This is a genomic window from Shewanella sp. HL-SH8 (assembly GCF_051165765.1).
Taxonomy (GTDB): domain Bacteria; phylum Pseudomonadota; class Gammaproteobacteria; order Enterobacterales; family Shewanellaceae; genus Shewanella; species Shewanella glacialimarina.
This window is the reverse complement of the sequence record NZ_CP195039.1, coordinates 1,340,620-1,354,262: the sequence shown is the minus strand read 5'-3', so window position 1 is coordinate 1,354,262 and position 13,643 is coordinate 1,340,620. Positions and strand designations below refer to the sequence as shown.

The window sequence follows — 13,643 nt, the reverse complement described above, 5'->3', positions numbered from 1 at the left end:
CCTCGGTCGGTGCGAACAACACACCTTTCACATATATACCAAGACAGAGCACAAGCCATGCCAATTATTATTTATTGTTAATTTTCATATTCATAGCCATTTATAAAGATAACAGGACAGTCTAAAAGTGTCCGCGGACAGGGTTGATAACTGTCCGGTTATTAAGGAAGTGTCCGAACGGACACTTATACTTCATAAACATAAGGATTATTAAGGCGAAATGATGTCGATCCGATAAGATTCTGAGTTTCTGATGGCTGATGGCTGATGGCTGAATACCGATAAATAACTTTTAACCCATTTCTCAATAAAATGAGTTAATAATTACACTCCAAATGTTAACCATAAAACAGGGGCATTATCTGGCATATAGGTTACTTGATAGAAAAGGGTGTACCACGATGTGCAGCCATGTTGCTTAAATAAAACAAGCTGAATGCTGCCAATAATCGTGGTAATACAACAATCAACATCACTTAATCAATAGGATGAATTAGGTGTGCTTTCAGGATTTATATCACCATAAACTTCTTCAGGATCAACATCATTTATCAGTAAAGTCTCCCTTACTGTTTCAATGTGATCTAATATTTTTTGATAATCATCACCATATTCATATTTAGTGACTTCAATTGACTTTGGCATATAGGTAAAAGCAATTTTCAATGCATTTAACGCTGACGGATTCATTTTTTCGCTCATGTAAAACTCCTTATCGAATTGTTTATATTAAAAACCTTAAACCTTTAAATTACTTATCAATAATTTAGCAACTAGCCCTACCACTAAGTTGGCTTACATATTTACACCCTGTTAGCTTGAAAATGGCTAGTAAGACTCGCTTATTTGCAGTTGGCTAGACACTAATTGACTTTACACAGAGGTTCAAATAAAACCACTGTTTTTATTGGTAATATTGCTAAATTAATGGGAGTTCGTCACAAGCAGATTTGTGTAATTAATCCTCAATGAGGATAAAGAATGCCCCTTAGGTGGCTTAACTTCGCACATACACATAGAACCACAGACACCAATCACACACCATAACAAATCTAATTGCGAATGATTTGCGTTTATATTAATATCGGCATATATAAAATGATGAAATGGAAATTCTTAGGTGTTACTTATTCAAATCCTTGTTATCGCGCTAAGCATATCCGGCGTGACGCTTTGCTATATTTCTAGTAAACATCAGCGATTACTGAAACATAACTTACCAATGACATACGCTATTTGCGGAGTTGGCGCTTTGTTTGTGTCACTTTATGGCTGGTTGCAAATATTAAGCCCCACAGCGGCATTTTTTACCTGGTGTTTTACCATCATCACCCTAATGATTAGCCTCCCCTTCTTAACACTTTTATCCCCAAAGGGGCGTCACTGATGACACGCTTAACCGTTGAGAATCGTATTCAACCACATTGGTGGTCAAAAACCATTATCGCCATGGTGATGGGGTTATTACTGAGCTACGGCATTATTGCCATTTTTGCTTGGTTTGGACCCGGTGGCATTGATGCGCCGATGAAAGTGCAACTTAATATGTGGTTAATCAGCTCAATTTGGTTACCTATTCTGGCACTTATTTACCTTTTTAAATCAGCACGCAGCGCTTTTTTCGGCATGCTGTCTATTAACCTTATCGTCTATTTTATATTGGCGATTTTATGGTGGTTACAATGAAAATTCGCTCAGACATATTGCGAACTTACCAATCAATTCATACATGGACAGGCATTATTGCTGGACTAGTGTTATTTATTGCCTTTTATGCTGGGTCATTAACGCTATTTAAACCCCAAATAACCCAGTGGGCCACACCCAGTTCAGCCTACTTAAATCATACACCAGCAATTGAGTTAGACAATCTAGTTGCCAAAGCAATAGCTGAATATCCCGAGGTAAGTGAAGGATTTATTGTTAATCTTGAACAGGATGTATCGTCACTATCTTGGTATGAAAAAGGTGGCGGTAGAGGACTTAGATTAGACGATGAACTTAAACATGCTGCATTTGATCAACATAAGAATCTAGTCACTCAGGTCAGTGATCAAAATAAACTAGGGGCGTTAATTGACAAGCTCCACCGTACAGCGGGGATCCCGGGGACGTTGGGCCATGAAGATATCGGGGTATTAATATTAGGCGTTGCTTCAGGCTTGTATTTTATTGCGCTTATATCTGGGGTGATTATCCTTTTACCGACGCTGGTAAAGTACTTATTAGCGCTTCGAACCCATAAGGGCAATAAACGTTTTTGGCTTGATAGCCACAATGTTGTCGGCGTGCTGAGTTTGCCTTTTCATATCATCATTGCATGGACAGCATTTGTGTTTGCATTTCATGACCCATTCTATGGTGGGTTAACTGTGGTATATGGCGACAAGCCTTTATTTGCACAGCAAGAAAAAAGTGAAATAACTTATCCTATTAGTGAGTTACATTCAATTGAAACCTACATTAATAAAGCTAACGCAATTGCACCAGATCACCAAGTTAGCCACTTAGAGTTCAGTCAACTGTCATCGACGTCACCTACTTTGGCTATTAAACTGGCATCATCAGGCCAAATACAACGTGGAGCATATTCCGATGTGCTGTATCTTCACCCTTATACTCTAGAGCAAGGTTATACCTCCATAAGCCAACCGCAAGATGGCCTATTCGGCCCTATGGTCAATAGCTTTGTGTCATTACACTTTGGCAATTATGCGGGCAACTATGGACGCTGGATGTATTTTGCATTGGGAATTATGGGGGCATTCTTATTTTACAGTGGTAACTTACTTTGGCTTGAAAAACGCAGGCAAAAACAAGCAATTCAATCACGTTCGATTCGCATAATGTCATCATTAACGATTGGAATTTGTGTTGGCTCAATGCTAGGTGTTGCTATTACAATGCTAGCAAGTAAATGGTTGTATTTATTATCATTACCAATTAACAATTACTACTTAGGCTGTTATTACAGTATCTTTTTTATCGCACTTGGATACAGCTTTTATCGTGGTGCGGCACTTGCTGCTATTCACTTACTGTATGTGTTGGCTGCAGCTTGTCTGTTGATTCCGTTAACATCGATTTTGTTCTCAACACTATCGACAGCCACCTTAGCATTTGATGGTAATACCGCTATTGTTGACGTCATCGCTTTCATATTCGCAATCGTATTTTTCAGCGCAGCTAAAAAAGCTAAATACAGGGCTTATCATGGTGAGCCAGACAGTATTTGGGCGATTACCACAACCACTTCACATACTGCACTTGCGCCAGTACCCCAGTCAGCTAATTAATCTTGCTTAAAATCATATGGGTTAGCTTAGTGCTAAAGCTAAGCTAACCCTAAGCCAAAGCTAGTGTATTTATAATATCGTTTGATAATTATTGGCGTTTTTTGTGGAGAAACGAGTTAGGGCTAACACATTTATGCATCAGTGTTAGATTAGGTGTATGGCCTGCGGCCACTACACTATGAACAAGGAGCAGAAAGTATCGTGAAGTTTATCTATATAGCTCCAGCATGGCACTTACTGGCCAACACGCAGCATTCTTTCGAAATAAAAAAGTCCCTGTAGCTCAGCCGACCCATCCATGGGTCGGATGGTCGGCTCGCAAATCACCATGATGAATCTTTCCTGTAGTTTCTCAACCTGCAGGTTTTAAAGATTGAGTAAAATAAGGTTATTTTAAAACACTGACTTGGTTTTGCCCCAAGGTTTGTTTGGAATATGGCCTACGGCCACCAACGCCGTGGCGCTTCACCCACACCAGACCAAGAGGATATCAACAGCAATACCCTCTTGGATCGCCCTGCCGCCCCAGACGAAAAATGCTGAAAAGCGCATGTTTTCGATGGGGATCGATCCAGCTTTAAACCTCGTTTGTAACCGGCTTCGGCCATTGAGAAAAGCCCTAACGCTTCCGATGGGCCGTCCCTGGCCCAACGAAAGCTAGCGTGGCATCCATGCCAAGCTCACGGCCTTTTCTCGATGGCCTCAATTCAAATTTAGTCTGAAAGGTTTTGTGCCTGTTAATTACGAATATGGTCAAATCGAAGATGCGAAAGTTTCGGGTGTATAAGAGCCTGCTGCAAAAAATGGATTAGATTGAAGTCACGGACTGACTTAACCTACCCAATATAACTTGTATTAAAACATTGAATTAAAGCTATAAAATAGATTAAAGCATATTAAAGTATAAAAAAATTAAGGAAGAAGTTGGGTACCCTCGAACACAATCATCGAGCGTGCCATTCAGAGAAGAAAAAGCCTTTCAATAACATGCATTTATTAACTCCCTTAAAATGTTTACCCTGACCCACTAATTTAAGAATACGAGCATCAACCCATTCACGCCGATGTTCAAAGTTTTCGCCTGTTGAGTTATCAAAACCGCACAGAAAAGCCTTACGCAACACACACGAACAGAAGTGATAGTAAGGGGTATCTTCTAAGCTGACAATAGTTTGTCTTGGTCTGGCCATCTTCAAATACCATTTAGGAAGGGTAAATAAAGCGTAGTTGAGTGTTTAATATTTGGCCAACAATCTTGGGTGGCAATATTTTACCGCCAATAAAAAATAAAGTATTGAATTTAATATACAAACTAGGTTAACTTAAAGCAGATAAGGACAGAGTTGGTTAGCCTCAAACAACATTATTGAGAACGCCATTTAGGGAAGAAAAAGCCATTCAACAGCGTGCGTTAATCAACCTTTTATAAAGTTTACTCTGACCGACTAACTCTGGTAATAAGCCATGTGCATGATGCTCACTAAGAAAGAAACCAAAGGATTTATATGTCAGAAGAATCAAATTTAATTATCAATAGTATTAGCTACCTTTCAAATAATAAAGAATGGTTATTCAGTGGTGTAGGGGTTACTATCTTATCGGTTATCGCGTTGACTGTGATCAACAATAAGAAAAAACCAACTGAACCTTCCCTTGATTCATTCCCTGTTCAAAATATTATTAATCTTACAAATACTAACTCTAATGAACCGAATACAGGTACTAGTACAAGCAAGCCTTCAACTGAACCTGTTAAAGATGAAGAGTTTTATAAGAACACTACTAAGATTCTTATAGTTGACGATGAAATAAAATTTAAACTACCCAAAATATTTAAGAGTGCAGGCTGGGTTCATTCAAAGTTAATCAAAGATATAGATAGTCTTGATAGTCCAGATGTAAAGGAAACTGATATTTTTTTCATTGATGTTCAAGGGGTTGGCGTATCTCTTGGGTTTAAGGATGAAGGTTTAGGGCTTGTAGAAGCATTAAAAGAAAAGTATCCATCAAAGAAAGTAATCATTTATTCAGTAGTGAGTCAGGGCGATAGATTTCACAACGCGTTTAATGTATGTGATGGTCAATTATCCAAGGATGCAGATCCATATCAATTTCAAAGAGTTCTTGAAAAGTTTGCATTTTCGGAGTTAAATCATGAGTGAAGTATTATACGCATTATATGACTCCGCAGATAAGTTAGTAGTGAATACAATAGACGAAAATAAGCTGAAAGCAGTTTTGAATATTGGATCACTAAGCAGTATCATCTGTTTAGAGGACACAGAGTATCGCTACCTTAAAGTAAATAAGGAACACGGTAGAGCCATCGCGATCACTACCGATCAAAATTACATTAAAAGTCGCAAGCAGTTTGAAAGACACTTAGCTTCAATGGTTGACTCAATCGAAACAATAAAAAATTTAACAAAACAAGCAAACGATGACCTTAATGCAAGTACTCACCGCTTAGTTCATAACTTAACTTCGATAAACGCTCATAATATACAAGAGATATATTCAGAATTTCCGCAACACCTAATTTCCGGTTCAGGAAAAAAAAACATCACACAAATTCAATCAATTATAAGTACAAAGCCTAAACAAGTTTCATCTATGATTCTTAGGTTAGCCAAAAATAATATTGCAATGAAAGCAGAATTTTCAGTGTTTAAACGGCTATATGATCGAAATACAAAAGTTGATATGAATCAGCACCCTGTACACCGAGTTCTAATGAATATCATGTACACTTTCTTTCCTGATTTTTCAGAGAAAGAGGTTTATGTCAATGTCCACGATAGTAAAGCTCAAGCATATTTTGACTACGATACCGTACATGTTGCCTTGTATCACATCTTAGATAATGCTGCAAAGTATACTGAAAATAGCTCAGCATTTGATATAATTATAAAGCAATTAGAAGAGCGTGTTGAAGTTGCTTTTTCAATGCAAAGTATTGTTATAGAAGATAATGAATTGGAGCTCATATATCAGGAAGGATATTCAGGCATTAATGCTCATGAACTCTACAAATCAGGTCACGGCATAGGAATGGCTAGAGTTAAGGCAATGTTAACTATCAATAACGCTACAATTCGTATTGACAGGGTTGGAGATGTTAGGAACGTAGAGCTAAATGGTATGAGCCTGAAATACCAGCATAATATAATTACGTTATCTTTTCTTATAAGCAAATAGCTATCTCGATGAGTAATCGTTTAAAGCCTTTTACGATGACCATAACTAACTTTAACAGTTACCTTTAGGTTTTGATTCAAGATCTGGCTGGATATTAAGAAGGTTGATGCCTATACGTAATAATTAAATTTTGCATTGCTCTTCAGAAGAAATCTCTTTTTGATGGTATTATCAAGGTGCTTTGTGACACCAAGACCAGGCACTGAGTCAAGCGGATTTCCATATTTTTAGTTATTAATTGCTTTCTAATATAGTAAAGACGCTGGCACGTTTCTGTTCAGTAACGAGTTAACTCTAGTGTACCCACAGCCATCAATGAAGCTAAATCGAAGAGATAATAATGCGGGTGCAGATGAGCCAGCGAGTATCCAAAACAAGGATGTTTTGGTTAAGCCCACATGGAGGTGCTTGCGGCGTCTCGCTGGATAATCTGCACTTGTAGTCAATCTCAAACCTATGAGAATTTAATTGGATCTGATTACATTTTTATAAAAAAAATCTTCCAACCCGCTTTTGTCCAAATGAGCGTTTAAAAGTAATACACTTACTATCAAAAAATGACATTGTTCCTTAGATAACATATCAAACTATTGCGTTGTTACCGTTCAGAACAAGCTTACATTTATAACTCAAACAGCACATCGGTACGGATAATGTATTTTACCCCTTTATAAATGGGTTCTGAGCTGTGAATACAATGTAGCGGATGCATTCCATGTGGAAAACAAATAACACTGCCCGCTGGGGTTCGTATATCCACTGTCTTAACATTATCACCACGCTTGGCTGGTAATTGTGGATTATCGGCATTGACTAAAAAGCGGGTTGCACCACCTTCAAAGTCTTCTGTTAATAAGATTAAAAAGGTCAATTGGCTGTATCTGTCACCAAAAGCATCTCGCACTAATTCACCGTTTATGACTTGGCTACCAGGCCAGGAGCCGTCGGAATGAGGCTTAAAATAATCCCCTTCGTTATAACGGTAAAATCGAAAACGGTTATTTAACCCTAACGCCGCTTTACCGGCAAAAATGCCCAGATTATCGTCCATTAAGTGCTTAATTCTATTCCAAATAACTTGTTCAGTAGCGTTATCAACCACCCAGGTTAAGCTATCGTTGTGTCTCACATCTCTAGGTAAAGATACCGCAGCATCCGGTAAAAAACCCATTGACTCACTAACCGCAATTAACCGCTGACACTCATCTGCCGACAGCACATTAAGTAATTGAAATGCGCCCGGTACTTCGGCTAACATTTTTTTACTCGGCTGTGTTAAGGACGTGTCGTTAAGTTTAGCAACATTGGCCTGATGATTCGCCCAGGTCGGCAGCGCTGGATGCTCTGCTCCGGGTTCATGTGCCACGACAAAATAATCTGAATTTACACTCGATGTGCTCATCTATTTACACCTTTAAACCAAAAATAAAAAACCAGAAAACAAAAACTAGTAACTCATTACTCGTACCTGGGCAAATTGGCGATGGCCTGCAGCTGTGCCATGAAAGCCCAAGCCACTGTGCTTAGCACCAACCCAAGGCGCGTTGCCTGCGCCCGCACCTTGATTAACGCCGACCATTCCGGCCTCAAGCTGCTCTGCTACCGCTTTTGAGCCCTGGCCGCCAAATACCACAGCGCCTAATCCATAATGACTGTCATTCGCGCGACTTATTGCTTCATCTATTTGCTTAAAGCGGCTTATTGCCACCACAGGGCCAAAGGTTTCTTCATGCTCCAGTAACATATCTGGCGTTATGCCGCTCACCACGGTTGGCTGAATAAAGGGTAACGGATAATTATCACTGCCCAGTAAAAATACCCCGCCTTTAGCTTTTGCATCTTGCAACTGATGTAGCACTTTTTGATGCTGTGTTGGGTTAACCATAGGACCAATATTCACCTGAGGCTGATCCCATTTACCCACTTGATAACGACTGGCTAGCATGACCACCTTTTGCTCAAACTCATCCGCAATACGCTCATCAACATAAATACGCTCAGTTGAGGTACACATTTGCCCGGCGTTTTCAAATGAGCTAGCCACCACAAACCTCACCGCGGCATCTATATTGGCGCTGGCCATTACGATCACAGGGTCGTTACCACCCAGTTCCATCACCAAACGTTTTAAGCCCGGTGCTGCACTGGCCATAATGTGTTTACCCGCCGCCATTGACCCGGTAAATGCCACCATATTGATGTCTGCTGCCACCAATGCTTGGCCAAGTGTTTTATCGCCTTGTGCCAGTTGTAATAAACCTTTTGGCAACACCTTATTCAGGGTGTTAATAAATAACTCGGCCACTAATGGGGTTTCTTCCGAGCGGCTTTAATATCACGCTATTACCGGCCATCAGTGCTGGCATCAATAAATTATTCGCCATGGCTAACGGATAGTTCCAAGGAGAAATTACCGCAACAATCCCTAGCGGTCGGTACTGTAATTCAGTGTGGTTATCGAGTTTTTCTGTGGTTAATGCCTCGCTTATTTCACTGGCAAAATAGGCGGCGTTTTGTATTGTGCCGCCAACTTCATAGGTGGCACGGCGATAATCCTTACCCATTTCCTGGCTGATTAACGTCGCTAACTCATCTTGCACCGCCACCAGCTGTTGATAAGCCTTCACCACATATTGCTCACGCTCTGCCATTGGTAGGCTAGCCCAATCTTTTTGCGCAGCCTTGGCTGACGCTATTACGGTCGGCAATTGTTCAATGGCTAAGGTTTCAACGCTGCCAATGGCGGTGGCTTCAACATCATCGCCATTGCCGACGTTGCGATAACTTGCGGGATCGTACGAGGTTAATACTGCCATAAAACAAAAATTCCTTAGTGGAAAATAACGTTTGCTTGATTATCGCTTTATCCTCAACTAGCACTAGAAACTGGCTGTATTTGATTAACGTAACGACAATTCAGCTTACATAAAAAGATAAAAATACGATTAATAACGCTATTTTGATACTATGGGATATAAAAGCAACTAGTATACTTTTGGTAACCTAGGTAAGAATAATGAAAACAACAGTTGAAACAATGGATAACGGTCAGAAAAAAGTTATTAACCCGTGTGCAGAACCCTGCTTAGTTGAGCGTGGAATGCGGGTGTTAGGCGGAAAATGGAAAGCCTCTATACTGTGGCATTTACAAGATGGTCCAGTGCGATTTAATGATTTAGCGCGCATGTTAGGCGGTGCCAGCAAAAAAATGGTCGATCAACGTCTTAAAGAATTAGAAGCACAAGGGTTGGTGACGCGCCACGTGATTAACGACCGTCCGATTGCGGTGTCGTATGCCATTACCGACTTTGGCCGAACGGCATTGAATATTTTAGATCAATTGAAAGACTGGGCTGAGGAGCATAGCATTTAGTGATAGTCGGTAGACTGACCTGACATCTGCATCCGGCCGATGCAGCCTATAATTAACTATTTTACCCAATATCTTTACTCAAAAAATGAATGAGCTTATATGTGCTCACTCATATATTTCCTGCTCATTCGCATAAAGCGTCGTCAAGCGCTCTAGTTAGCATCAAGTAGATAACCACTACTTGAGAATGTACTCCTTAACTAGCTGCACGAGATAATCGATCATTTACCGCTCGCCACTCATTTGTTTCAGGTGGCTGTTCGACAATAATGTTGTCGACGCCCTTTTTATCCACTTGATATAAGGTGACGTATAACTGTCGACCAAAAGCGAGTGCGTCACTGGGAATAGTGCTCCATTGCCCGCTTGGCACATCGCTTTTAAACTGTTCAATCACACTATCGGACCATAATACAAAATGAGTATTACCTTGAGCCAATGTATGCATGTCCGTTCGCAGTTGATCAGCTGATAAGATCTGTAATTGCGCTTTAGGTTGATAATGTGCTTTAACATTACCAGGCACCACTTCGGTATGCTCTTCAGGTGTACTAACTGTTATCCCCAAAGCTAGCGACAGGGCATCAGAGTCAATAGGGCCTGCCCTTAAAATACGTGGTGTATCACCCACTAAATCAATAATGGTCGACTCTAACCCATATTCACAGGCGCCACCTTCCAGTACCGCAGCAATTTTGCCCCCTAAACCCACCATCACTTGTTCGGCAATGGTTGGACTAAGCTGCTTATAAGGGTTGGCAGATGGCGCTGCAAGCCCAACATTAAGTTGTTGCAGCACACTGAGAAATAACGGATGCGATGGCATACGTAAGCCAATTGTATCTAAACCACCGGTCACGACATTGTCGACATGATCAGCTTTTTTCAGCAACAAGGTCAACGGACCAGGCCAAAAGGTATTCGCTAAAAGATAGGCGCTTTGAGGTATATCTTTAGCCCACTTTTCAAGATGAGACACATCGGGGATATGGATAATCAATGGATGATTTTTAGGCCGGCCCTTGGCTTCAAAAATTTTGCTAACGGCATCTACATTCGTTGCGTCAGCGGCAAGTCCGTAGACAGTTTCTGTTGGCAGTGCCACACACTCACCGTTTTGCAATAAAGCCACAGCTTGAGATACAGCGCTATCGCCTGTTAATAACACAGTAGAACTTACTTGACTCATTTTCGATTTACTCACGGATTACACAAAAGACAATACACAGGCCGGATAACATCTGGTCTGTGTATTTTAAAGGTTTCTACTCCATACGACTAGATTAAATGCAGATGTTAAACGTCTATTCTAAAGTCCTATGCTGAGGGCTTACCTTAAGTCACAGCATTATGTTCATTAGCCTGCGGTAACCATTGCCCCTGATAATAGCGCTCGATCATGCCTTCATCGGCCCAGCGCAGTAGAAACAACCACTGGTTATCGACTAACCAACGCACATTGTCATGCTTGGAGATGATCTGTTCAATCGGTTCTCTCGGGGCCGCTAAGTAAACCGCTAAACGCTGTGGTTGGTGCATCCACTTTTCACCATTGTGCAGTGACTGCATCGACAGGCCAATGCGTAAATCGCCACCATTCCCTTCAAATACACCAACATGCCCCGCCACCGCGTTATGCAATAATTTATTACCACAGCCGTATTTCGCGTTGTCTGTCACCGAGGCATTATATTGCATGTTGATCCAGTTGGTGACGACCATAGGGGCGGTCATGATTAACTCTAATATTGCAAAGCCGTTATCATTTTGCCATTGATAATCATGTAAAAAACTCCGACCCTGTAGGTTAACGTTTTTGGTCCAACTTCGAGGCGCGACAATAAAGGCGGCATTGTTTGCCAGTCCCCACTCGGGACGCACTTGAGACCAGTCATGGCTGCGCTGAATGTAAAATTTATCCAGCGCATCTGCACTGCTATCGGTTAAGTGAGGTGCAATATGCTCAATACGTTCACGCTGTGCGCTTTTTGTTGCGGCTTTTAGCCATAGGGTTGAAGTATGGTCTAGCTCAGCATCAAAACAATCAATATGATCCGTGGTGGTGTTGTGCAAGGCGGCCACAAAATGTGTGGTCTTAGGAATAACAACATCTAATGCTAACAAGGTGTTACGCACATCGAGATCATTTAATAACTGTGCTAAAACTCGCACGTTTACTTCACCGGTTTGACCACCACAGGCGCCGCAATCTAAACCCGCTGCGTGCAAGTTATTGGTTGTATGACTACCATGTCCCACCAGCAATACTCTTGGTGCAAACTGGGTTAAGCCCATCGCATGTAAAATACCTTTGGCCAGTTCGGCTTTATCGGTTAACGACAGCAACTGATCATTTTTGCGTAGTATCCAGCTTTTTTGATGGGTCAGCGCATTTACGGGATTGAGTGTTTGCTTAGCAAAAAATGACTTTTTGAGCATTTTAAATGCATATAGCCAGCCCATGGACTCCACCATAGAAAATGCTGACGGTGCTGCTTGTGACCATGTTTGCCAGCGAGCCGTATTGTTCAACATATCGGCCTGGGCAGAGGTGTCACGCCATTCAGACACGCGTATCACTGGCTTTAACAATCCCGGAAGTTGTGGCCGAGACAGCTCGCTGTCGTGGGGTTGATACTCTATCGGTAATCCGAAAAAGCCTGCAAAACCGATAGTTTGAATGTCATCACTTTGTTTTTCTAATGCTCGACGTATCACTTCAGATCGAACATCAATACAAAATGCCGCCTGTAACTTTGGTAATGTTACAGGGTGCTTAGCCGCACTCAGTAACTGAGCGTTTAGCGAGTGTTGATAACTCAGTTCAGCCGCTTTTGCCCACACCCAAAGCGGTTGCTGTGCTTGTGCATGTTGTACTAGCAAGTTAGGCAGTTGCTGTTTTTCAGCTGACCAAAGCGCGGCTAATTGACTAAAACTGTCTGCTTGCTGTGCTTTTAGGTAACGCCATATGACCAACTCCCAGGCCATACGAATAGCCAGTAGCTGCAACATGTCATCGCTTGGTGTGGAATCTAAGTCACCTTGCCAACGCAAATAAGCTACCCAGGATGCCCAGCCATTGATATCAAGTAATAATCCATGGGCATAGGCCTCTATAACCGTATCATCGACACCTAATTCCTCAACGGCCTCTGCGAGTAAGGCCTCGGCATCTTGGGGCAATTGCTTAAAATACTGCAGTAAACCTGGCTCATCCATAATAATACTTAGGCCACGATCACGCCCTGTAATCTCACGCCAGTGGCGATATAAGTCAGCTTGTGATGCAGCATCTTCACCCGGTAAAGTCGCCCGCTGTGGTTGATAATAGGCTGCACAAAATTGGCTAATTTGATGAATAATCTCATCATGCCATGCCATTTTATGTTCATCGCGTTGGTTATCCAGTAAATCGGCAATATTGTGCCAATGAGCAAGATCATCGGTTTGATTTAAAAAGGCTTCAAGCTGTGCCACTGACATCGAGACATCTTGTTGTTCGGCCGCTAATTGTAACGATCCCTGACTGATCTCACCTCGTGCATATAAATCTTGATAATGGCTTTTAGGCATTAAACATTGAATACGATCAAGTGCCGATATGCGCGCAGAGACTTGCTCAATGGGTTGCTGACGCATTTGCCAAAATGGATTAACCGCAATCATTTTATCAAGCGGCCATGTCGGTGCAATTTTCTGACCCGCTGAAGTAAGTTGCGCTTTTTGACTATCAGTCAACACGGCTAACAAAGGTGTTTGGGTGGCAATGTTCATGC

9 protein-coding genes and 2 pseudogenes are annotated in these 13,643 nt (G+C 41.4%); 5 read left to right on the top strand and 6 right to left on the bottom strand.

Going from position 1 to position 13,643, the window contains the following annotated elements:
* Positions 1-480: 480 nt before the first annotated feature.
* Positions 481-702: a penicillin-binding protein gene (locus ACRWQN_RS05990; RefSeq protein WP_226410870.1), complete on the bottom strand. Its 222-nt coding sequence runs from the start codon at positions 700-702 to the stop codon at positions 481-483.
* A gap of 684 nt (positions 703-1,386) precedes the next feature.
* Here ACRWQN_RS05990 and ACRWQN_RS05985 point away from each other — a divergent pair.
* Complete coding sequence (locus ACRWQN_RS05985) at positions 1,387-1,686, top strand: hypothetical protein (RefSeq protein WP_434940153.1); 300 nt, start codon at positions 1,387-1,389, stop codon at positions 1,684-1,686.
* Positions 1,683-3,296 (top strand): PepSY-associated TM helix domain-containing protein, encoded by a 1,614-nt coding sequence (locus ACRWQN_RS05980; protein ID WP_434940152.1) that lies wholly within the window; start codon positions 1,683-1,685, stop codon positions 3,294-3,296. Before ACRWQN_RS05985 ends, ACRWQN_RS05980 begins: the two co-directional genes overlap by 4 nt.
* 1,028 nt (positions 3,297-4,324) lie before the next feature.
* On the opposite strand, the pseudogene ACRWQN_RS05975 reads toward ACRWQN_RS05980, so the two are convergent.
* Positions 4,325-4,486 (bottom strand): annotated as a pseudogene (locus ACRWQN_RS05975) (transposase); the annotation flags it as partial.
* A gap of 315 nt (positions 4,487-4,801) precedes the next feature.
* On the opposite strand from ACRWQN_RS05975, the gene ACRWQN_RS05970 reads away from it, so the two are divergent.
* Together ACRWQN_RS05970 and ACRWQN_RS05965 are read left to right on the top strand one after the other, a co-directional pair.
* Complete coding sequence (locus tag ACRWQN_RS05970; RefSeq protein WP_434940150.1) at positions 4,802-5,458, top strand: transcriptional regulator; 657 nt, start codon at positions 4,802-4,804, stop codon at positions 5,456-5,458.
* A complete protein-coding gene (locus tag ACRWQN_RS05965; protein ID WP_434940148.1) occupies positions 5,451-6,494 on the top strand; it encodes an ATP-binding protein in 1,044 nt (347 codons plus the stop codon). Before ACRWQN_RS05970 ends, ACRWQN_RS05965 begins: the two co-directional genes overlap by 8 nt.
* Before the next feature lie 622 nt (positions 6,495-7,116).
* On the opposite strand, the gene ACRWQN_RS05960 is transcribed toward ACRWQN_RS05965, so the two are convergent.
* On the bottom strand, positions 7,117-7,896 hold the full coding sequence (locus ACRWQN_RS05960; RefSeq protein ID WP_434940147.1) for a prolyl hydroxylase family protein: 780 nt from the start codon (positions 7,894-7,896) through the stop codon (positions 7,117-7,119).
* A gap of 45 nt (positions 7,897-7,941) precedes the next feature.
* Positions 7,942-9,310, bottom strand: a pseudogene (locus tag ACRWQN_RS05955) (aldehyde dehydrogenase family protein).
* Between the two features lie 200 nt (positions 9,311-9,510).
* Between ACRWQN_RS05955 and ACRWQN_RS05950 the strand changes: the two are divergent.
* Positions 9,511-9,867 carry a winged helix-turn-helix transcriptional regulator gene (locus tag ACRWQN_RS05950; RefSeq protein ID WP_434940145.1) on the top strand — a complete coding sequence of 119 codons (357 nt, stop codon included), beginning with the start codon at positions 9,511-9,513 and terminating at the stop codon, positions 9,865-9,867.
* A gap of 196 nt (positions 9,868-10,063) precedes the next feature.
* Here the strand turns inward: ACRWQN_RS05950 and ACRWQN_RS05945 are convergent, their stop codons facing one another.
* Together ACRWQN_RS05945 and ACRWQN_RS05940 are read right to left on the bottom strand one after the other, a co-directional pair.
* On the bottom strand, positions 10,064-11,056 hold the full coding sequence (locus tag ACRWQN_RS05945; RefSeq protein WP_434940144.1) for an L-threonylcarbamoyladenylate synthase: 993 nt from the start codon (positions 11,054-11,056) through the stop codon (positions 10,064-10,066).
* A 146-nt stretch (positions 11,057-11,202) separates the two neighbouring features.
* On the bottom strand, positions 11,203-13,641 hold the full coding sequence (locus ACRWQN_RS05940; protein ID WP_434940142.1) for a YbcC family protein: 2,439 nt from the start codon (positions 13,639-13,641) through the stop codon (positions 11,203-11,205).
* Between the last annotated feature and the right edge of the window lie 2 nt (positions 13,642-13,643).